17 protein-coding genes and 1 pseudogene are annotated in these 20,213 nt (G+C 72.1%); 15 read left to right on the forward strand and 3 right to left on the reverse strand.

All coding sequences use genetic code 11. From position 1 onward, the window contains the following. The first annotated feature begins 45 nt into the window (after window positions 1-45). From ssd to NUT86_RS40480, 7 genes and pseudogenes are all read left to right on the forward strand, one after another. Window positions 46-1,293, forward strand: coding sequence for a septum site-determining protein Ssd (gene ssd, locus NUT86_RS22855; RefSeq protein WP_274737377.1), 1,248 nt, complete (start codon window positions 46-48; stop codon window positions 1,291-1,293). Continuing rightward, on the forward strand, window positions 1,290-2,456 hold the full coding sequence (locus NUT86_RS22860; RefSeq protein ID WP_274737379.1) for a TadA family conjugal transfer-associated ATPase: 1,167 nt from the start codon (window positions 1,290-1,292) through the stop codon (window positions 2,454-2,456). Before ssd ends, NUT86_RS22860 begins: the two co-directional genes overlap by 4 nt. Before the next feature lie 11 nt (window positions 2,457-2,467). Further along, entirely contained in the window at window positions 2,468-3,373 is a 906-nt protein-coding gene (locus tag NUT86_RS22865) for a type II secretion system F family protein (protein ID WP_274740583.1), read from the forward strand. Between the two features lie 13 nt (window positions 3,374-3,386). Next, window positions 3,387-4,235, forward strand: a complete 849-nt coding sequence (locus NUT86_RS22870) for a type II secretion system F family protein (protein ID WP_274737381.1) — start codon at window positions 3,387-3,389, stop codon at window positions 4,233-4,235. A gap of 287 nt (window positions 4,236-4,522) precedes the next feature. Next, window positions 4,523-4,729 carry a DUF4244 domain-containing protein gene (locus NUT86_RS22875; RefSeq protein WP_274737383.1) on the forward strand — a complete coding sequence of 69 codons (207 nt, stop codon included), beginning with the start codon at window positions 4,523-4,525 and terminating at the stop codon, window positions 4,727-4,729. Then, complete coding sequence (locus NUT86_RS22880; protein ID WP_159487056.1) at window positions 4,716-5,111, forward strand: TadE family type IV pilus minor pilin; 396 nt, start codon at window positions 4,716-4,718, stop codon at window positions 5,109-5,111. Before NUT86_RS22875 ends, NUT86_RS22880 begins: the two co-directional genes overlap by 14 nt. A gap of 55 nt (window positions 5,112-5,166) precedes the next feature. Continuing rightward, a pseudogene (locus NUT86_RS40480) lies at window positions 5,167-5,358 on the forward strand (Rv3654c family TadE-like protein); the annotation flags it as partial. 144 nt (window positions 5,359-5,502) lie between these two features. Here NUT86_RS40480 and NUT86_RS22890 read toward each other — a convergent pair. Then, a complete protein-coding gene (locus NUT86_RS22890; RefSeq protein WP_229838079.1) occupies window positions 5,503-7,866 on the reverse strand; it encodes a DEAD/DEAH box helicase in 2,364 nt (787 codons plus the stop codon). Window positions 7,867-8,028: 162 nt separating this feature from the next. Here NUT86_RS22890 and bldG point away from each other — a divergent pair, with 162 nt between their 5' ends. The 7 genes from bldG to NUT86_RS22925 all read left to right on the forward strand — a co-directional run bounded on the left by bldG (window position 8,029) and on the right by NUT86_RS22925 (window position 15,626). Beyond that, window positions 8,029-8,370, forward strand: coding sequence for an anti-sigma factor antagonist BldG (gene bldG / locus NUT86_RS22895; RefSeq protein ID WP_018089983.1), 342 nt, complete (start codon window positions 8,029-8,031; stop codon window positions 8,368-8,370). A gap of 110 nt (window positions 8,371-8,480) precedes the next feature. Continuing rightward, complete coding sequence (locus tag NUT86_RS22900; protein ID WP_018089984.1) at window positions 8,481-8,918, forward strand: ATP-binding protein; 438 nt, start codon at window positions 8,481-8,483, stop codon at window positions 8,916-8,918. Between the two features lie 898 nt (window positions 8,919-9,816). Next, on the forward strand, window positions 9,817-12,222 hold the full coding sequence (locus NUT86_RS22905) for a sodium-translocating pyrophosphatase (protein WP_109891435.1): 2,406 nt from the start codon (window positions 9,817-9,819) through the stop codon (window positions 12,220-12,222). 218 nt (window positions 12,223-12,440) lie between these two features. Then, entirely contained in the window at window positions 12,441-13,025 is a 585-nt protein-coding gene (locus NUT86_RS22910; protein ID WP_018089986.1) for a hypothetical protein, read from the forward strand. 130 nt (window positions 13,026-13,155) lie between these two features. Further along, window positions 13,156-14,703: a DUF7059 domain-containing protein gene (locus NUT86_RS22915; RefSeq protein ID WP_371874917.1), complete on the forward strand. Its 1,548-nt coding sequence runs from the start codon at window positions 13,156-13,158 to the stop codon at window positions 14,701-14,703. A gap of 86 nt (window positions 14,704-14,789) precedes the next feature. Beyond that, entirely contained in the window at window positions 14,790-14,987 is a 198-nt protein-coding gene (locus NUT86_RS22920; protein ID WP_093642008.1) for a hypothetical protein, read from the forward strand. A 234-nt stretch (window positions 14,988-15,221) separates the two neighbouring features. Continuing rightward, complete coding sequence (locus NUT86_RS22925; protein WP_109891443.1) at window positions 15,222-15,626, forward strand: hypothetical protein; 405 nt, start codon at window positions 15,222-15,224, stop codon at window positions 15,624-15,626. A 64-nt stretch (window positions 15,627-15,690) separates the two neighbouring features. Here NUT86_RS22925 and NUT86_RS22930 read toward each other — a convergent pair whose 3' ends face one another. Both NUT86_RS22930 and NUT86_RS22935 read right to left on the reverse strand, forming a co-directional pair. After that, complete coding sequence (locus NUT86_RS22930) at window positions 15,691-16,131, reverse strand: DUF2752 domain-containing protein (RefSeq protein WP_266440571.1); 441 nt, start codon at window positions 16,129-16,131, stop codon at window positions 15,691-15,693. Continuing rightward, window positions 16,128-16,757, reverse strand: coding sequence for a hypothetical protein (locus NUT86_RS22935; RefSeq protein ID WP_148589224.1), 630 nt, complete (start codon window positions 16,755-16,757; stop codon window positions 16,128-16,130). Before NUT86_RS22935 ends, NUT86_RS22930 begins: the two co-directional genes overlap by 4 nt. A gap of 506 nt (window positions 16,758-17,263) precedes the next feature. Here NUT86_RS22935 and topA point away from each other — a divergent pair. Next, window positions 17,264-20,116: a type I DNA topoisomerase gene (gene topA / locus NUT86_RS22940; protein ID WP_274737390.1), complete on the forward strand. Its 2,853-nt coding sequence runs from the start codon at window positions 17,264-17,266 to the stop codon at window positions 20,114-20,116. The last annotated feature ends 97 nt before the right edge of the window (window positions 20,117-20,213 follow it).

Raw genomic sequence — 20,213 nt, forward strand, 5'->3', positions numbered from 1 at the left:
GCGAGTTCGCGGAGTGCGAGTTGCGTAGCGATAGGGGGACGGAACGTGGCCGGAATCACGCCATCGGAACGGCTGGTCCACACCGGCGAGGAGCGGTGCGGGCCGCTGATCATCACCGAGGACGAAAAGCTTCTCGACGATCTTTTGCGGCTGTGTGCGGCGGCCGGGGCGCTGCCCGAAGTGGCGCACGGACTGCCCGCCCGTAAAGGGGACTGGGAAGCGCCGCCCCTGGTGATCATCGGCGCCGACTGCGCGCCCCGGTTGCGCGGCGCCGGACGCCGGGCGGGCGTCATCCTCACGGGGCGGGACGCGGACGATCCGGCCGTCCTGCGGCTGGCCGTCGCCCTGGGGGCCGAGCGGGTGCTGGCTCTCCCCGACGGCGAACGCTGGCTGGCGGACCGGATCGCCGATGCGGTCGAGGGCGTCGGACCGCCGGCCCTGACGGTCGGCGTGATCGGCGGCTGCGGCGGCGCCGGAGCGAGCACCCTGGCCGGCGCGCTGGCCGTCACCGCGGCCCGCACGGGACGGCGCACGCTGCTCGTCGACGGAGACCCGCTGGGCGGCGGGCTGGACGTCCTGCTGGGCGGCGAGAAGGAAAAGGGGCTGCGCTGGCCCGCCTTCGCCGAATCACGGGGCCGGGTGGCCTGCGGCGCACTGGCCGAGTCACTGCCGCGGCTGCACTCGCTCCGGGTCCTCAGCTGGGACCGGGGCTCCGATGTCAGCATCCCGCCCGCGGCCATGCGCGCGGTCATGGCCGCGGCACGCCGGCGTGGCGGGGTCGTGGTGGTGGACCTGCCGCGCAGGGTCGACGCCGCGGTGGCGGAGGCCCTCGCCCAGGTGGACATGGGTCTGCTGCTCGTCCCTACGGAGCTGCGCGCGGTCGCGGCGGCGCAACGGGTGGCCGCCGGGGTACGGAAGGTGCTCGGCGATCTGCGTGTGGTGGCGCGCGGGGCTCCCGGCCGCCATGGGCACGGCCTGCCGCCGGACGAGATCGCCCGCCTCATGGAGCTGCCCCTGGCCGGTGAAGTGCCGTGGGAGGCCGACCTGTTGGCCGATCTGTCGCGAGGGGCGCCACCGGGGGCGCAGGCGCGCGGACCGCTGGCGAGATTCTGTACGGCGTTCTGGGAGCGGCTGACGGAGAGCGGGGGCGACGGCGGCGGACCGCCGGCTGGCGCGGCGCCGGGGCCGGGCGGTGGTCCCGGGTGGGGCACGGGCCCCGGAGCCGGTGCGACGGGTCCTGCGGCCCTCCCGGTGGCGTCCCGTGCGGCCGGCCGGGGCGGGGGCCGGGCATGAGCCAGGGACAGGACTTGCTGGAGGTGGTGCGCCGGCGGCTCGCCGAGGCCGGCGCGGAGCCGACACCCGCCCGGGTGGCCGTGGCGCTGCGCGAGCAGGGGCGGCTGCTGGGGGACGCCGAAGTGCTGGGCGTGGTGGCCGCGTTGCGGTCCGAGATGGTGGGCAGCGGGCCGCTGGAGCCGCTGCTGGCCGCACCCGACGTCACGGATGTCCTGGTCACCGCGCCGGACGAGGTGTGGGTGGACCGCGGTGGCGGGCTGGAGCGTACGGACGTCCGCTTCCGGGACGCGTCGGAGGTGCGCAGACTCGCCCAGCGGCTGGCGGCGGTGGCCGGCCGGCGGCTGGACGATGCCCGGCCTTGGGTGGACGCCCGCCTTCCGGACGGGACCCGGCTGCATGCCGTGCTGCCCCCGGTGGCCGTTGCCGGGACCTGTCTGTCCCTACGGGTGCTGCGGCCGCGGGCCTTCGGCCTCGCGGAGCTGGTGGCGGCCGGCACGGTTCCGCCGGGCGGCGACCGGCTGCTCCGGGCGCTGCTGGCGGCCCGGCTGTCGTTCCTGATCAGTGGCGGTACGGGCTCCGGCAAGACGACTCTGCTCAGCACCCTGCTCGGCCTGGTCGGCCCGGCCGAGCGGATCGTCCTTGCCGAGGACTCCGCGGAGCTGCGGCCGGACCATCCCCATGTGGTGCGGCTGGAGACCCGGCCCGCCAACCAGGAGGGCGTCGGCCGGGTGATGCTGCGGGACCTCGTACGCCAGGCGCTGCGGATGCGCCCGGACCGGCTGGTGGTCGGCGAGGTGCGCGGTGCGGAGGTCACGGATTTGCTGGCGGCCCTGAATACGGGCCATGAAGGCGGCTGCGGCACGGTCCATGCCAACGCCGCATGCGATGTCCCCGCGCGGCTGGAAGCCCTGGGGTCGACCGCGGGCCTGGACCGCGCCGCGCTGCACAGCCAGCTGGCGGCCGCGCTCTCGGTCGTCCTGCATCTCGTACGCGACCGGGCCGGGCGGCGGCGGATCGCCGAGCTCCATGTCCTGGAGCGGGACCGCGACGGCTTCGTGGTGACCGTGCCGGCTGCCGTCTGGGGCTCGGACGGCTTCCAAGAGGAGCGCGGCTGGGGGCGGTTGCGGGAGCTGTGTGAGCGAGGCGGGGGTGCGTCCCGGTGAGTGTGGCCGCGATGGCGCTGGTGATCGCGCTGCTCTGCGCGGGCGCCGCACTCCGGTCGGGCGGTGGCCGGCCGGAGGACGTACGGCGGCGGGCCCGGGCGCTGTTCGGGGGCCGCGGAGAAGCGGTCCCGCCAGGGGGATGGCGGGCCTGCCTGCGGGGCGAGGGGGTGCGGAAGTGGTGCGCGGGGCGGCTGGTCGAGGGCGAAGCGGGGCGGCGTTGGAGCGTCGGCCGCCGGTGGGACGTCGGGCGGGAGGTCTGGTGTCTGCCGGCGGGGCTGGTGCTGGGGGTGCTGGGCGGATCCGTGGTCCCGGTGATCGCTTCCGTGGGTGTCGTCTTCCTCGTCCGCCGGTGGCTGGTCACCCGTGGCGCGGGGCGGGTGCGCGACCGGCGGGCTGCCGCGGTGATCGGGCTGTGCGCGGCGGTGGCGGGGGAGCTGCGGGCCGGGCGGCAGCCCGCCCAGGCCCTGCTCGCCGTGGGGGCGCCGGGCCTCGGAGCGGAGGGCTCGGCGGTGCTGGCGGCCGCGCGGTACGGAGGAGATGTGCCCCGGGCGCTGCGGGTGGCGGCACGGCAGCCGGGGGCCGCGGGACTGACCGGCATGGCCGCGTGCTGGCAGGTGGCCGTGGAGGGCGGCGCGGGGCTGGCTTCAGGGCTGGAGCGGATCGCGGCCGGGCTCAGGACACAGCGCGATCAACGCGACGAGCTGCGCGCCCAGTTGGCAGGCCCCCGGGCCACCGCGCTGATGCTCGCACTGCTGCCCGCGGCCGGGCTCCTGATGGGCAGCGCCCTGGGTGCCGACCCACTGAGGGTGCTGCTGCACACCCCGGCCGGGTGGGGCTGCCTGGTGGTCGGCGGGCTTCTGGAGTGGGGCGGGGTGGCCTGGACGGCCCGGATCGTCGCGGCCGCGGAAGGCGCGTAGGGAGGGGATCGGTATGGGCACGGAAGTTGTCCACAGGGTGGGGATGGCGATCGTCGCCATGACGGCGGTGCTGTGTGCCGTGGCGCTGGTGCGGGAGGCACACCGCGGAAGCGCCGCCCGGAAGCGGATCTCGGCAGTGTGGGGCGCCGGACAGGTCCGGCGCAGGAAGGACGGGGCCGGGACCGGGACCGGATCGTTCGCCCGTGCCCGGTGGCGCCGGCGCACAGCGGCAGTGCGGGACGGCGCGGCACGGAACGGACGACCGTGGGAATGGGCCGGGCCCCTGGGGGCGGCCGGCCTCGTGGTCATCCTCGTCGGTGGCATGGCGGGCGTCCTCGCGGGACTCGCCGTGGGCTACGCCGCGCATCGTTATCTGGCCCGCCAACGGGGCGCGGAGGCGGTCCGTTCGGCGGCCGCGGAGGTACGGGCGGAGCTGGCCCCGGCCGGCGATCTGCTGGCGGCCTGCCTCGCGGCCGGGGCCGGACCGCGGGAATCGGCCGAGGCGGTGGGCCGGTCGCTCGACGGGCCGGTCGCCGAGCGGCTGCGCCAGGTGGCGGCGGAACTGCGCCTGGGCGGTGAACCAGCCGTCGTATGGCCACGGTTGGCCGCTCTCCCCGGCGCCGGAGGACTGGCGCGTTCCATGGAGCGCGCCGGGATATCCGGGGTACCGGCCGTCGAGTCGGTGTCCCGGATCGCCGCCGAACTCCGGGCGGAACAGGCCCGGGCGGCGACCGCGCAGGCCCGACGGGCCGGGGTGCTGGTCACCCTGCCGCTGTCGGCGTGCTTTCTGCCGGCGTTCCTGACGCTCGGGGTGGCGCCCGTGCTGATCGGCCTGGCAAGCGGCTTGCTGGGACGTAACTGAGCGGCGGGCGCAGCGCGTTCGCTGGCGTTCCGGAGCTCGCCGCGAGGGCGGCGGACCGAGCCGGGCCGACGGAAGGACCGGACCGATGGAAAGGACCGGCTCACCGGCCAGGCGGGCCAGGCGGGCCTGGTGGGCCTGGTGGGCGAGGCCTACCAGGCCGGAGGCCATAGACCAACCGGCAGGTCAGAAGCCATTCACCAAAGCCATTCACCAAGGTCATTCAGCAATTCATTCATCAGAAGTCATGGATCAGCTGCCCTTCTCAGGGCCGTTCAAAGGGGGTTCGCATGTTTCGGGGCGGAAGGTTGCGACGGTGGTGGGCGGGGCTGCGCGCGATCGGGGCCGATGACCGGGGGATGACCACGGCGGAGTACGCCGTCGGGACGCTCGCGGCGTGTGCCTTGGCCGCGGTGCTCTACAAGGTCGTGACGAGCGGGCCGGTGCAGGCGCTGCTGCGGTCGACGCTCGAGCGGGCGATCAATGTCCAGTTCTGACCGCGGTGCCCCGGGCCTGCGGGCCCGGGGCACCCCGCGCACGCGCGACGCCGGGTTCGTGACGGCGGAGACGGCCGTGGTCATACCCGTCCTGGTGGCGGTGGTGGCGGCGCTCGTCTGGGGGCTGATGGCGGTCTGCGCCCGTATCGAGTGTGTGGATGCGGCGCGGGCCGGGGCGCGTGCCGCGGCGAGGTCGGAGCCGCGGGCGGCGGTGATCTCGGCGGCCCGGGGCGCGGCTCCACGGGACGCGCGGATCGCGCTGGCACGGGAGGGCGATCTGGTGCGCGTACGGGTCGCGGCCGAGCTGCCCGGTGTGGGGCGGCTGACGGTGCAGGTCATGGGGGAGGCGGTGGCTCTTGCGGAGGAAACGGTGCGGCGATGAGGGCTCGGCGACGGTCTGGACGGTCTTCGCCACGGCGGCGCTCTGCGCGGTCTTCGTGGCCCTGGTCGGTGTGGGCCAGGCCGTCACGGCGCGGCACCGGGCGGGTGGCGCCGCGGACCTGGCGGCGCTGGCCGCCGCGGATCACGCCCTGCGGGGCCCGGCCGTGGCCTGCGCGGCGGCCCGCCGGGTGGCGGCCGCGCAGCACACCCGTCTGGTGCGCTGCGCGGTGACCGGGCAGGTCGCGGATGTCTCGGCCGAGGCGGGCAGCAGCCCGTTCACCTCCCGGGTACGGGCGCGGGCCGGGCCGCCGGGGCGCGGTGACCCGGCGAGGGCCCGAGCCGGGCCGGCCCCGGCCGCCGTGGTCCGCGCCCGGCCCGCGGCGGCACCCCCGCTACGTCCCCTGCGGCGCGCCGCGCAGGAGCTCGCCCAGCAACCGGATGGCTCCCCGCTTGTGGAGCGGGTCGTTGCCGTTGCCGCACTTGGGCGACTGGATGCAGGAAGGGCAGCCGGCCTCGCATTCGCAGGACGCGATGGCGCTGCGGGTGGCGGTGAGCCAGTCGGCGGCCGTGTGGAAGGCGCGCTCGGCGAATCCGGCGCCGCCCGGGTGGCCGTCGTAGACGAAGACGGTCGGCAGGAGGGTGTCCGGGTGGAGGGGCACGGAGACGCCGCCGATGTCCCAGCGGTCGCAGGTGGCGAAGAGCGGCAGCATGCCGATGGAGGCGTGTTCCGCGGCGTGCAGGGCACCGCCCAGCTGCTCGGGATTGACGCGGGCGGCGTCGAGTTGGTCCTCGGTGACCGTCCACCACACCGCGCGGGTGCGCAGCGTACGGGGCGGCAGATCGAGCTTGGTCTCGCCCAGGACCTCGCCGGTGATCAGCTTGCGGCGCAGGAAGGAGACGACCTGATTGGTGACCTCGACGGACCCGAAGCACAGCCGGGCATCGCCCCAGGGGATCTCGGTGTCGGTGTCGAGGATGGAGATCGCGGTGGTGTCGCGGGCGGTCGTGGAGTAGGGCGGGCTGGCCTCCTCGACGAGCGCCACATCGTCGGCGAGGTCGAGTTGCTGCACGACGTAGGTACGGCCCTGGTGGAGGTGGACCGCGCCGTCGTGGACGGCGGTGTGCGCGGCGGCGGCATCCACGGTGCCCAGCAGCCGCCCGGTACCGGCCTCCACGATCTGTACCGGCGAGCCGCCCTGCCCGCGGATGTCGGTGAGGTCGGCGGCGCGCTCGCGGCGCGTCCAGTGCCAGGCCTTGGCGCGCCGGCGCAGCAGGCTCGCGGCCTCCAGCTGCGGCATCAGACCGCCGGCCGCGGGCCCGAAGAGCGGGAAATCCGATGCCGTGAGCGGGAGTTCGGCGGCGGCCGCGCACAGGTGCGGGGCGAGCACGTAGGGGTTGTCGGGGTCGAGGACGGTGGACTCGACGGGCTGGTCGAAGAGTGCCTCGGGGTGGTGGACGAGATAGGTGTCCAGCGGGTCGTCGCGGGCCACGAGCACGGCGAGCGCGCCCTGCCCGGAGCGGCCCGCCCGCCCCGCCTGCTGCCACAGGGACGCCCGGGTCCCCGGATATCCGGCGATGACCACGGCATCCAGCCCGGACACGTCCACGCCCAGTTCGAGCGCGGTGGTGGCGGCCAGGCCGAGCAGCTCACCGCTGTGCAGGGCACGTTCCAGGGCGCGGCGTTCCTCGGGCAGATAGCCGCCCCGGTAGGCGGCGACCCGTCCGGGCAGCGAGCGGTCCACCTCCGCGAGCCGCTCCTGCGCGATCAGGGCGATCAGTTCGGCGCCGCGCCGGGAGCGGACGAAGGCGACGGTGCGTACGCCCTGGACGGCGAGGTCGGTGAGCAGATCCGCGCTCTCCGCGGTGGCGGTCCGGCGGACCGGGGCGCCCTGCTCACCGTGGAGTTCGGTCAGCGGCGGCTCCCACAGCGCGAAGACCAACTCGCCGCGCGGCGAGGTGTCCTCGGTGATTTCCACCACGGGCAGGCCGGTGAGCCGGGTCGCGGCCTGTCCCGGCTCCGCGGCCGTGGCGGAGGCGAGCAGAAAGACCGGCTCGGAGCCGTAGCGGGCGCAGATACGGCGCAGCCGGCGGACGACCTGCGCGACATGGGAGCCGAAGACGCCGCGGTAGCTGTGGCATTCATCGATGACGACATAGCGCAGCGCCCGCAGGAAGGAGGACCAGCGGGGGTGCGACGGCAGGATGCCGCGATGCAGCATGTCGGGGTTGGTCAGGACGTAATTGCCGTACTGGCGGACCCACTCGCGCTCCTCGACGGGGGTGTCGCCGTCGTAGACCGCGGGCCGGACGGCCGGGCCCAGCGGGGCGGCCAGCTCACGTACGGCGCGCCGCTGATCGGCCGCCAGCGCCTTCGTGGGGGCCAGATACAGGGCCGTGGCCCCTCTCCCGTTCGGGGCCTCGGAGCCGTCCAGGAGCGTGGAGAGGACCGGCGCGAGATAGGCCAGGGACTTCCCCGAGGCGGTGCCGGTGGCCACGACGACCGATTCGCCGCGCAGTGCGTGTTCGGACGTCCGTGCCTGGTGGGCCCAGGGACGATCGATTCCGGCCGAGCGGATGGCATCGATCACTTCCGGCCGGATCTGTTCCGGCCAGTCGGCATGGCTGCCGATGCGCGGGGGCAAGTGCTCCGTATGAGTGATGCGCGCAGCGCGGGTCGCGCCCCTGGCGAGACGTTCGAGAATCATGCCTGGGGACGGGCGCGCGCCCGCATCCGGCGGGACTGGATTGGAGGCCATCGGCACCGAGTGTGTCACCGGAGTGACGGACAATGCTTAAAGGGCGTCGTGCACGCCTACTGGTAAGTGATTGAATGCCATCGCGGCTGCCAGATCCGCCCCTACCTTCGGTGGGGAGGCCCCAGGGGGGCGACCGCTCGATAGCAAGGTGCTGGAGGATCCGTGGACCTGTCCCTGTCGACCCGGACCGTTGGCGACCGTACGGTCGTCGAGGTCGGTGGCGAGATTGATGTATACACCGCGCCCAAGCTGCGGGAGCAGCTGGTCGAGCTTGTGAACGACGGAAGCTACCACCTCGTGGTGGACATGGAACGTGTCGACTTCCTGGACTCCACTGGGCTCGGCGTGCTGGTCGGCGGGCTCAAGCGGGTGCGTGCCCATGAGGGCTCGCTGCGCCTGGTCTGCAACCAGGAGCGCATTCTCAAGATCTTCCGTATCACCGGACTGACCAAGGTGTTTCCGATTCACACCTCGGTCGAGGAAGCCGTCTCGGCGACTGACTGACGGTTTTGCCGGTCCCCCGCGCCACCAGGCGCGGGGGGAGGAAGAAGTGGGGGGTACCGGACGGAGGTCCGGCCCCCTGCGTCGCACGCCCGCATAACGAGGGGGATGGCATGGCCACCGTCGAACTTCGCTTCAGCGCCCTTCCCGAGCATGTCCGCACCGCGCGTCTGGTCGCGGCTGCCGTGGCACGGCGCGCGGGGGTGGACGAGGCCGTGCTGGACGAGGTGCGGCTCGCCGTCGGTGAGGCGTGCAGCCGTGCCGTGGGCCTGCACGAGAGCCATGAGATCGCGGCTCCGGTGCGGGTGCTGCTGATCGAGGACGAGAAGAAGTTCTCGATCGAGGTGGGCGACGGGGTGACCGGCGACTCCGGTTCGGCGCGCGGCGCCGACGAGGCCGAGGGCGTCGCGGAGAGCGATGCCGAAGGCGAGGACGAGATGGGCCTCGCCGTGATCAGCGGGCTGGTCGACGATGTCGAGGTGACCGCCGGCAAGGACGGCGGACTGATCCGCATGACCTGGCCCACCACGACGGCTGCGGTCCTGCCGTAGCGCTCCGGTGGCCCGTCAGCGGGACGCCTCCGAGCCGCGCTGTCCGTAGGTGACGCGGCACGAGCCGTCACGTCCCCGGACTCTCCACGCACTGACGCCCCGGACTCTCCACGCACTGACGCCCCGGACTCTCCACGCACTGACACCTCAGACTCTCCACGCACCTATGCCCCCAGGGCGCTGACGGCGGCTGTGGCGGGCTCGGTCACGGCAGTGGCGCCGGCCCGGCCGTGAGGTCGCCGGAGAGGCGTCCATACGGCGTTCTACCGGGCTCCGGCCCTGTGATGGCTCCGGGGCGCCCTTGATGGCCCTGACCCCGTGCACGCCGACGTGTGTCGCCCCGTGCGTCCTGTGCACCCAGTGCACCCCGTGCACCCCGTGCACCCCGTGTGACTGCGCGACCCGACGGTGCCCCGGACCGTCATCACCGGGCACGAACCGGGGAGCCCTACCGGCCGGCCCTGGTCTCCGCTCCCGTCTCATGCGTTGCGATCCGGACTCGATCTGACGGCTCTTCATCGGGTGGCGGGGAGCGGTCCGCGCGCCCCGGGTCACCCGTTCGGCCGTAGTGGGGTGGAACAATTCTCTCCGGTGTCCCGCACGCCTCAATCGGCCCGGGCTCCGGGGCGGCGTCCTTGAGCAGCGGCGATCAGCGGGCGATCCACGGGCGATCAGTACGACAGAGAGATCATCGGGCAGTGGTCAGCGAATTCGCTGCTTTCCTTCGTCCGGGCGAATTCCGTAGCGCGTCGGCCTTTTGATCTTCGCCGCTACCGGCGAATTCCCTTTGACGCGTACTGTTTTGATCAACCGCGGCTCCCTACAATCCGTCCACATCTTGCTCAGGACGCCTGAGCGTGCTTCCGCGCGCCCATGTGCCAAACGTCAAGGAGGACGAATGGCGGGGCCTTACACCCCTCAGTTGCTTGACACCCCCACTTTTCTGGCCGGGCCGTCACTTACGGCGGGCAACCGCGTCATCGTGCTGGTGATCGCCGCGGTCGCCCTGGCGGCGCTGGCAGTCGCGGCGGTGCTGGTCCGCCAAGTGCTCGCGGCCGGTGAGGGAACCGACAGTATGAAGAAGATCGCGGCGGCCGTGCAGGAAGGCGCAAATGCCTACCTGGCACGGCAGTTGCGGACTCTCGGCGTATTCGCCGTCGTGGTGTTCTTCCTGCTCATGCTGCTGCCTGCGGACGATTGGACGCAGCGCGCCGGACGCAGCGCCTTCTTCTTGATCGGCGCCGGATTCTCGGCGGCCACCGGCTATATCGGCATGTGGCTCGCCGTACGCAGCAATGTGCGCGTTGCGGCGGCCGCCCGGGAAGCCACTCCGCAAGAGGGCGATACCCGGGAAAGGGATCTTACGGCCGTCTCTCACAAGGCCATGAAGATCGCATTCCGTACCGGTGGCGTCGTCGGAATGTTCACCGTGGGGCTGGGCCTGCTCGGTGCCTCCTGCGTGGTGCTCGTGTACGCGGTCGACGCGCCCAAGGTGCTGGAGGGCTTCGGCCTCGGCGCCGCGCTGATCGCGATGTTCATGAGGGTCGGCGGCGGCATCTTCACCAAGGCCGCGGACGTCGGCGCCGACCTCGTCGGGAAGGTCGAGCAGGGCATCCCCGAGGACGACCCGCGCAACGCCGCGACCATCGCGGACAACGTGGGCGACAACGTCGGTGACTGCGCGGGTATGGCCGCCGACCTCTTCGAGTCGTACGCGGTGACCCTGGTTGCCGCGCTCATCCTGGGCATGGCGGCCTTCGGCGACGCCGGGCTCGCCTTCCCGCTGCTGGTTCCGGCCATCGGTGTGCTCACCGCGATGATCGGCATCTTCGTGGTCGCGCCCCGGCGCAGCGACCGCAGCGGCATGACGGCCATCAACCGCGGCTTCTTCATCTCCGCGGGCATCTCGCTGGTCCTGGTGGCCGTCGCCGTGTTCGCCTACCTGCCGTCCAGCTACCAGGGCCTGAAGGGCGTCACCGACGTCGAGATCCTGAGCACCAGCGGCGACCCGCGGATGCTGGCGCTGGTGGCGGTCGCCATCGGCATCGTGCTGGCCGCGCTGATCCAGCAGCTGACCGGCTACTTCACCGAGACCAACCGGCGGCCCGTGCGGGACATCGGGAAGACCTCGCTGACCGGCCCGGCCACCGTCGTGCTCTCCGGTATCTCGATCGGCCTGGAGTCGGCCGTCTACTCGGCGGTGCTGATCGGCCTGGCCGTCTACGGAGCGTTCCTGCTGGGCGGCGCCTCCATCATGCTGGCGCTGTTCGCGGTGGCGCTCGCCGGTACCGGTCTGCTGACCACCGTCGGCGTGATCGTGGCGATGGACACCTTCGGTCCGGTCTCCGACAACGCGCAGGGCATCGCCGAGATGTCCGGCGATGTCACCGGTGACGGCGCGCAGGTGCTCACCGACCTGGACGCGGTCGGCAACACGACCAAGGCCATCACCAAGGGCATCGCCATCGCGACGGCCGTACTGGCCGCGGCCGCGCTCTTCGGCTCGTACCGGGACGCGATCGCCACCGCCGTACGGGAGGTCGGCAACGCCGCCTCCGGGATGGGCCTCAGCCTGGACATCTCGCAGCCCAACAACCTCGTCGGGCTGATCCTCGGCGCCTCGGTCGTCTTCCTGTTCTCCGGGCTGGCGATCAACGCGGTGTCGCGGTCGGCGGGAGCGGTGGTCTTCGAGGTGCGCCGGCAGTTCCGGGAGCACCCCGGGATCATGGACTACAGCGAGAAGCCCGAGTACGGGCGGGTCGTGGACATCTGCACCAAGGACGCGCTGCGTGAGCTGGCCACTCCCGGGCTGCTGGCCGTGCTCACCCCGATCGCGGTCGGCTTCTCGCTCGGCGTCGGCGCGCTCGGCTCGTTCCTGGCGGGTGCGATCGGCACCGGCACGCTGATGGCGGTCTTCCTCGCCAACTCCGGTGGCGCGTGGGACAACGCCAAGAAGCTGGTCGAGGACGGGCACCACGGCGGCAAGGGCAGCGAGGCGCATGCCGCGACGGTCATCGGCGACACCGTCGGTGACCCGTTCAAGGACACCGCCGGCCCGGCGATCAACCCGCTGCTGAAGGTCATGAACCTGGTGGCGCTCCTGATCGCACCTGCTGTGGTCAAGTTCTCATACGGCCAGGACAAGAGCACCGGCGTCCGGCTCGTGGTCTCGGTGCTGGCGATCGCCGTCATCGTCGGTGCGGTCTACGTCTCCAAGCGGCGCGGAATCGCCGTGGGTGACGAAGACAACTCCGAAGATCCGGAAACCATCGCCAAGTCAGCCAAGACGGCGGTGGCGTCCTAGCCGCAAAGGACCACCAACAGGGCTCGCGGACCGCTCAACTGGGCGGGTGGACGGCGTATTTTGCAGGCGCCGGCCACCCGCCCTCCGCGTGCCCGGGTGGCCCTGCGGTCCTTGGTGCAAATGGCTGCAATGAGGGCAGGGCGGGATGCCCGACCGGTCGCCCAGGCCGTTTGGACGTGTATGTTCCGGGGCCGAGAGCCATGGAAGGGACCAATCCGGTGAACAAGAAGCTTGTGGCTGCACTGTCCGGCGGTGCCGCACTGGTGCTCGCGCTGACCGGCTGCAGCGACGACAGCAACAAGAAGCTCAATGACTGGGCGAAGAGTTTCTGCGACCCTGCGCAGGCTCAGTTCAAGAAGATCCAGGACGCCAACGGCGCCATGCAGACGGCCGACAACGGCAGCACGGACTCCAAAAAGGTCCAGCAGACCGACTCGGCCGCCTTCCAGAAGATTTCCAGCGCCTACGCCTCGCTGGCCAAGTCCCTGGAGAAGGCCGGTCCCCCGCCGACCGACCAGGGCAAGCAGGCCCAGCAGAACGCCGTCAAGGAGCTCAACTCGCTCTCCAAGGGCTATGCGGACCTCCAGAAGCAGGTCGACAGCCTCGACACCAAGGACAAGCTCAAGTTCGCGGACGGTCTGCGCGACCTCTCCAGCGGCATCAACAAGCTCAACAAGCAGAGCGAGGCAGCCTTCAAGAACCTCGAGGCCGGTGACGTCGGCACGGCGATGGCCGCCCAGAAGGGCTGCCAGAACCCCGCCGCGTCCGGTGCCCCGGCGCCCACACAGTCCCCTAAGTCGTAGCGGCCAGGGGAGCCGGCCCAGCCGGTGAGCCGCGGCATCCGCGAACCGGCAACGGCTCCGACGGCCCGGCGACGCGCCCGGGAAGGGCGTGGCGCCGGGCCGTCGCCGTTTGTCAGTGGCAGGGCCGACAATGGTGGGCGTGAGTACGCACCTCCCCACCGCAGATGCCCAGGACCCCGAGAGCAACGCCCGCACGGCCCGGCTGCGCGAGGCGCTGCTGGCCGCCGCCTTCACCGCCGACGGGCTGCTGGAGCTGCTCGGCGCGCCCGCCTATGCCGCGCTGGCCCGCAGTGAGACCGTCCCCGCGCTGCGGGCGACGCGCGGCGACAGCCCGCTGGAGACCCTGGTGCGGCTGTTCCTGCTGCAGCGCCCGGTGGAGCTGCGGCAGGCGCAGACCGCGCTGCCGGTCGCGGACTGCCTCACCGACGGCTGGCTGGTGCAGGACGGCGACGAGCTGCGCGCCAGTGTGGACGTGCGCCCGTACGGCGGCCCCGAGGGGCAGGACTGGTGGATCGTCTCCGACCTGGGCTGCGCGGTCGGCGGGGCCGGCGGTATCCGGGGCGTCGGGGAGGCGGACCGGGCACAGCTGGTGCTCGGCGTCGGCGGTGCGTCCACGACCCTGGCCGGGCTCACCGTGCGCCGGCCGGTCGCCAAGGCGCTCGACCTCGGTACGGGCTCCGGCATCCAGGCGCTGCATGCCGCCCAGCACGCCACGCGCGTCACGGCCACCGACCTCAACCCCCGGGCGCTGCGGGTCGCCGCGCTGACGCTGGCGCTCTCCGGGGCGGAGGCGGCGGACCTGCGGGAGGGCTCGCTGTTCGAGCCGGTCGGTGACGAGACGTACGACCTGATCGTGTCCAACCCGCCTTTCGTGATCTCGCCGGGCGCCCGCCTCACCTACCGGGACGGCGGTATGGGCGGCGACGACCTGTGCCGGACGCTCGTCCAGCAGTCCGCCGCGCATCTCAACGACGGCGGCTACTGCCAGCTGCTGGCCAATTGGCAGCATGTGGCGGGCGAGGAGTGGCACGACCGGCTGCGGTCCTGGGTGCCGCGCGGCTGCGACGCCTGGATCGTGCAGCGCGAGGTCCAGGACATCACCCAGTACGCCGAGCTGTGGCTGCGCGACGCGGGCGATCACCGGGCGGGCGAGGAGGCGTACACCGCGCGCTACGACGCCTGGCTCGACGAGTTCGAGGCGCGCAAGACCAAGGCCATCGGCTTTGGATGGATCACGCTGCGCAAGTCCGGTTCGGACACCCCCTCCATCACGGTCGAGGAGTGGCCGCACCCGGTCGAGCAGCCGCTGGGGGAGTCGGTCGTACGGCACTTCGACCGCCAGGACTATCTACGGGCCACGGACGACGCGGCGCTGCTGGCCGGCCATTTCCGGCTCGCCGACGAGGTGGTCCAGGAGCAGGTCGGGCTGCCCGGGGCGGAGGACCCGGAGCATGTGGTGCTGCGTCAGCACCGCGGTATGCGGCGGGCCACGAAGGTGGACACGGTCGGCGCCGGCTTCGCCGGGGTGTGCGACGGCTCACTGCCCGCCGGGCGGATTCTGGACGCCATCGCCCAACTCGTCGGCGAGGACCCGGTCCTGCTGCGGGACCGCACCCCGGCCTCGATCCGGATGCTGGTCGAGCAGGGGTTCCTGGAGCCGGTGGCCGCGGACGGCTGAGGCGGACGGGGGAGCGGCGGGCGACATGCGGACGCCGTTCATCCGGCGTTCGCCGGGATGCCGCCCCGGGGTGCCAGGCTGCCCGCGTGGAGAGTGGACCCGAGGCATTCGCCGGTGTGGCGTTCGCGCTGTTCGGCGCCGGACTTCTGGTGTGGACGGGCGTGTGCGCGCGGACCGGTTCCCCGGTCGCCGACGGTGTCAGCCGTCCGGTCGCCACCGTGACGGCACTGCTGTCCGGGGTGGTGTTCCTGGCCACGGGCTGCTGGCTGCTGGCGGCGTTGTAGCCGCAGGCGTCGTCCTGTTGTTCCGTCGCCCATCGGTTCGTCACCATCGTTGGCGGGGCGCCGTCCTCAACTGCCGCCGGAAGGCGCTACGTTCACTTCCGGCCAGTTCTGCCATAAATGGCCGGTGTGTGCCGGTACGCGGGAACTTTCCGGTGCCGTCAGGGCATGTTCCTCAGTGAAGGTCACCAACAGGCCGGTCGCCCAACGGGCCGGCCCCCGCAGTGAGGAAGCCCTATGAACCGTGCACTTCGCTACGCCGCCGTCGGCGCCATCGCCGTCTCCCTGCTGGCCGGTGGCTCGGCCGCGGCCTTCGCCGCACCGCAGGACCTGCACTCGCCCTCGCCGGTCGTGGCCACCGCACCGGCCGCCGCCACCCTGACGGCCAAGGCGAGTGCGACCACGGTCAAGGCCTGGGAGCAGTTCCGGATCACCGGCGTCGCCAAGGGCATCAAGGCCGGCACCAAGCTCACCGTCCAGCAGAAGCAGGGCGCGAAGTGGGTCTCGCTGCCCGCGCAGACGCCGGTCAACAGCAGCGGTGCGTACGCGGTCCGCGTCAAGCTCGGCATCAAGGGCGTCAACCAGCTCCGCATGGCGACCGGCAGCACCGTCTCGCCGGTGGTCACGGTCACCGTGCGCTGAGGTGCTGACGCGCTGACGCGCTGACGCCGGACGGTCCGGACCGCGGCCGGACCGTCGGACGTACTCAGCCGACGAGATTGCGGGCGAGCATCCACACCGCGGCGATGCCGAGCACCACGGCATTGCCGCGGCCCGACAGCCGCGGGCGGTGGACCCGCCCGCGGAGGCCGGCGACCAGCCAGCGCCCGACGGCGTACGCCACGGCCGGCCCGCCCAGGGCGAGCAGCACGGCGTTGTCGTGGAAGGCCGTCACGACCTCGCCGTGCATCAGGTCGTACGCCATCCGGGTCCCGCCGCACAGCGGGCACAACAGCCCGGTGGCCCATTTGAAGGGGCAGGGGATCAGCAGCTGCCCGGGCTGGTGGGGATCGGTGTGCCAGAGATAGACGGCGGCCGCCGCACCGACGCCGAGCATGACCGACGCCCGCCGGAGGGTGCGGGTCCGCACCGATGCCCCGGTGGGTCCCGCGGGCTCGGCGGGACCCCAGGACTCCCCGGTGCTCACACGCTCAGCGACCGGGCGTAGTTGACCTGGTTGAGCACCCACATCACCTGCTCGCGCGACTGCACCGGGATCATCGTGGAGTGGTGCCGGCCGCCGCTGTTCACCGTGACCTGCACGAACCCGGTCGTCACCCGCTCCTTCATCAGGAGGAAGAGCAGACCGAGCAGACAGAAGAGGAAGAAGACGATGGCGAGCACGACCGCGTGCGTCGGCATCTTCTCCTCCGTCCGCGACATATCGGTGGCCGTCCACACCGCGCCCTTGAGCGGCATCGGCCCGGCCGGCGTCATGATCGTGTCGCCGCTCACCGCGATGTCGCCGAGCGACAGCGACATCCCGCCGGGCTGGGCCCCGGGCTGGAAACCGCCGGGCGCCGGCTGCGGCGGCGCGCCCGGCGGGAAAGCGGGCGGGGGCGCCGGCTGCGCGGCGTCCTGCGGATAGCCGTAAGCGGGCTGAGGCGAAGTGCCGGCCTGCGGATAGCCGTATCCCGGCTCCCCGGGGCGGCCGCCCTGCGGATAGCCGTAACCGGGGTCGGCGGGCTGACCGCTCTCCGGTGCGGCATAAGGGTTCTGGCCGGGCCCGCCGGGCGGCTGTTCCGGAGGCGGTCCGGGGTACTGGTTCGCCATGGGTGGTGTTCCCCCCGAGAGTGCGTGATGACGGCAGTACTCGGCTCGAACGGCGAGCCGTGCCGTGTCCATCCTGCCAGCCCGGTCACGTGCTGTATCAAGGCAATGACGGCATCCGGCGCCGCCTTGTGACAGTCGCCGGCCGGCGGACGGTGCGGTGCGCGGCCCCGGGCGAGCGAGGAACCGCCGGGGATCGTCACTGTGTGAGATCACCGAAGGTGCCGCGGCTGCGGCCCGCGGGGAACGGCCGGCGTGGACACCGGGGTGCGGGACGGCCCCGTCATGATCCATAACGTCGCCTCCGGGGCCCGTGGCGGGCGCCTGATGCGGTCCGGGCGGCATGAAGGCATGTAGTCGGGTTACCGTTCGAGTGGCGTTGCGGGGTTTTTCCGTTTGACACGGGGCCGGGAGGTACCGTCACACTCCGCAGCGTCAAGCGTCACCGCAGTGCGTCCCGGCGTCCGGCCGGGGAGCATTCCCAGCGTCGACCGGAGAGAAGAGCGAAGTTGTCCCCGACCAGCGAGACCACAGACGGCGGCGGCCGCCGACTCGTCATCGTCGAGTCGCCTGCCAAGGCGAAGACGATCAAGGGCTACCTCGGCCCTGGCTACGTGGTCGAGGCCAGCGTCGGACACATCCGCGATCTGCCCAACGGCGCCGCAGAGGTCCCGGCGAAGTACAAGGGCGAGCCCTGGGCCCGCCTCGGCGTGAACGTCGACGCCGACTTCCAGCCGATCTACGTCGTCAACAGTGACAAGAAGGACCAGGTCAAGAAGCTCAAGGAGCTGCTGGCCGAGTCCGACGAGCTCTACCTCGCCACAGATGAGGACCGCGAGGGCGAGGCCATCGCCTGGCACCTCCAGGAGATCCTCAAGCCCAAGGTCCCCGTCCACCGGATGGTCTTCCACGAGATCACCAAGGACGCGATCCGCGAGGCCGTCGCCAATCCGCGCGATCTGAACCAGAAGCTGGTCGACGCCCAGGAAACCCGCCGGATCCTCGACCGCCTCTACGGCTACGAGGTCTCGCCGGTCCTGTGGAAGAAGGTCATGCCCCGGCTGTCGGCCGGCCGGGTGCAGTCCGTCGCGACCCGTCTCGTCGTCGAGCGGGAGCGCGAGCGCATCGCCTTCCGCTCCGCCGAGTACTGGGACCTGACCGGCACCTTCGCCACCGGCCGGGCCGGTGACGCCAGCGACCCCTCGACGCTGACCGCACGGCTGAACACCGTCGACGGCCGCCGTATCGCCCAGGGCCGCGACTTCGGTCCCAACGGGCAGCTCAAGAACGATGTGCTCCATCTGGACGAGGCGAACGCCCGCGCGCTCGCCGCCGCCCTGGAGAACACCGACTTCGCGGTGCGCTCGGTCGAGTCCAAGCCCTACCGCCGCTCGCCGTACGCCCCGTTCCGTACGACCACCCTCCAGCAGGAGGCCAGCCGCAAGCTCGGCTTCGGCGCCAAGGCCACCATGCAGGTGGCCCAGAAGCTGTACGAGAACGGCTTCATCACCTATATGCGTACGGACTCCACCACGCTCTCGGACACCGCGGTCGCCGCGGCCCGGGCGCAGGTGACGCATCTGTACGGCGCGAACTACCTGCCGGACAAGCCGCGCACCTACGCCGGCAAGGTCAAGAACGCCCAGGAGGCGCACGAGGCGATCCGCCCCTCCGGCGACCGCTTCCGCACCCCGGCCGAGACCGGTCTGACCGGCGACCAGTTCAAGCTCTACGAGCTGATCTGGAAGCGGACGGTCGCCTCCCAGATGAAGGACGCGACCGGTAACTCCGTCACCGTCAAGATTGGTGGCCGGGCCGCCGACGGCCGGGACGCCGAGTTCAGCGCGTCCGGCAAGACCATCACCTTCCACGGCTTCCTCAAGGCCTATGTGGAGGGCGCCGACGACCCCAACGCCGAGCTCGACGACCGCGAGCGCCGGCTGCCGCAGGTCGCCGAGGGCGATGCGCTGGCCGCGCAGGAGATCACCGCCGACGGGCACGCCACCAAGCCGCCCGCCCGCTACACCGAGGCCACGCTGGTCAAGGAGCTGGAAGAGCGCGAGATCGGCCGCCCGTCGACCTATGCGTCGATCATCGGCACGATCCTCGACCGCGGCTATGTCTTCAAGAAGGGCACCGCGCTCGTCCCGTCCTTCCTGTCCTTCGCGGTGGTCAACCTCCTGGAGAAGCACTTCGGCCGGCTGGTCGACTACAGCTTCACCGCCAAGATGGAGGACGACCTCGACCGCATCGCCCGCGGTGAGGCGCAGTCCGTGCCGTGGCTGCGGCGCTTCTACTTCGGTCAGGGCCACGGCGAGGGCGGTGCCGCGGACGCCGGCAACGGCGACGGCGACCACCTCGGCGGGCTCAAGGAACTGGTCGAGGACCTGGGCGCGATCGACGCCCGGGAGATCTCGTCCTTCCCGGTCAGCGAGGACATCAAGCTGCGCGTCGGCCGCTACGGCCCGTATGTGGAGCGCGGGGAGAAGGACGCCGAGGGCCACCAGCGCGCCGACGTCCCCGACGACCTGGCGCCCGACGAACTGACCGTGGAGTACGCGGAGGAGCTGCTCGCCAAGCCGAGCGGCGACTTCGAGCTGGGCATGGACCCGGACAGCGGCCACCAGATCGTCGCCAAGGACGGCCGCTACGGCCCGTACGTCACCGAGATCCTGCCCGAGGGCACCCCGAAGACCGGCAAGAACGCGGTCAAGCCGCGTACCGCCTCGCTCTTCAAGTCGATGTCCCTGGACACGGTGACGCTGGAGGACGCGCTCAAGCTGATGTCGCTGCCGCGCGTCGTCGGCAAGGACCCCGAGGGCGTGGAGATCACCGCGCAGAACGGCCGCTACGGCCCGTACCTCAAGAAGGGCACCGACTCGCGCTCCCTGGAGAGCGAGGAGCAGCTCTTCTCGATCACCGTCGACGAGGCGCTGGCGATCTACGCCCAGCCCAAGCAGCGCGGGCGGGCCGCCGCCAAGCCGCCGCTCAAGGAGCTGGGGACGGACCCGGTGAGCGGCAAGCCGGTGGTGGTCAAGGACGGCCGGTTCGGTGCGTATGTCACCGACGGCGAGACCAACGCGACGCTGCGGCGGGACGACGACGTCGAGACGGTCACCGCCGAGCGGGGCTACGAGCTGCTCGCGGAGAAGCGCGCCAAGGGGCCGGCGAAGAAGACCGCGAAGAAGGCGGCCAAGAAGGCGCCGGCCAAGAAGACGGCCGCGAAGAAGACGGCCGCCAAGAAGACCGCGGCGAAGAAGACGACCACGGCGAAGAAGACGACCGCCAAGAAGACCACCGCCAAGAAGACCACCGCGAAGACGGCGGCGGCCAAGAAGACGGCGGCGTCGGCCGAGGACTGAGGCGGCACCGGCCGGTTCCGGCCGGCAAAGCCGCAGGACAAGGGCGGGCAAGACGGACACGTTCCGTCGGGCCCGCCCCTTTGTTCGGGCAGGCGCT

Origin of the sequence: Streptomyces sp. G7(2002), from assembly GCF_028870195.1 — a bacterium.
Classification (GTDB): domain Bacteria; phylum Actinomycetota; class Actinomycetes; order Streptomycetales; family Streptomycetaceae; genus Streptomyces; species Streptomyces nigrescens.

Excerpts from the sequence above, each read along its gene's own strand:
- NUT86_RS22915 (WP_371874917.1), top strand. The coding sequence starts at position 13,156 with ATGGTGGGCGTGAGTACGCACCTCCCCACCGCAGATGCCCAGGACCCC.
- NUT86_RS22935 (WP_148589224.1), bottom strand. The coding sequence starts at position 16,757 with ATGGCGAACCAGTACCCCGGACCGCCTCCGGAACAGCCGCCCGGCGGG.
- NUT86_RS22925 (WP_109891443.1), top strand. The coding sequence starts at position 15,222 with ATGAACCGTGCACTTCGCTACGCCGCCGTCGGCGCCATCGCCGTCTCC.
- NUT86_RS22865 (WP_274740583.1), top strand. The coding sequence starts at position 2,468 with ATGGCGCTGGTGATCGCGCTGCTCTGCGCGGGCGCCGCACTCCGGTCG.
- NUT86_RS22880 (WP_159487056.1), top strand. The coding sequence starts at position 4,716 with ATGTCCAGTTCTGACCGCGGTGCCCCGGGCCTGCGGGCCCGGGGCACC.
- NUT86_RS22875 (WP_274737383.1), top strand. The coding sequence starts at position 4,523 with ATGTTTCGGGGCGGAAGGTTGCGACGGTGGTGGGCGGGGCTGCGCGCG.
- NUT86_RS22905 (WP_109891435.1), top strand. The coding sequence starts at position 9,817 with ATGGCGGGGCCTTACACCCCTCAGTTGCTTGACACCCCCACTTTTCTG.
- NUT86_RS22870 (WP_274737381.1), top strand. The coding sequence starts at position 3,387 with ATGGGCACGGAAGTTGTCCACAGGGTGGGGATGGCGATCGTCGCCATG.
- NUT86_RS22860 (WP_274737379.1), top strand. The coding sequence starts at position 1,290 with ATGAGCCAGGGACAGGACTTGCTGGAGGTGGTGCGCCGGCGGCTCGCC.
- NUT86_RS22900 (WP_018089984.1), top strand. The coding sequence starts at position 8,481 with ATGGCCACCGTCGAACTTCGCTTCAGCGCCCTTCCCGAGCATGTCCGC.
- NUT86_RS22890 (WP_229838079.1), bottom strand. The coding sequence starts at position 7,866 with ATGGCCTCCAATCCAGTCCCGCCGGATGCGGGCGCGCGCCCGTCCCCA.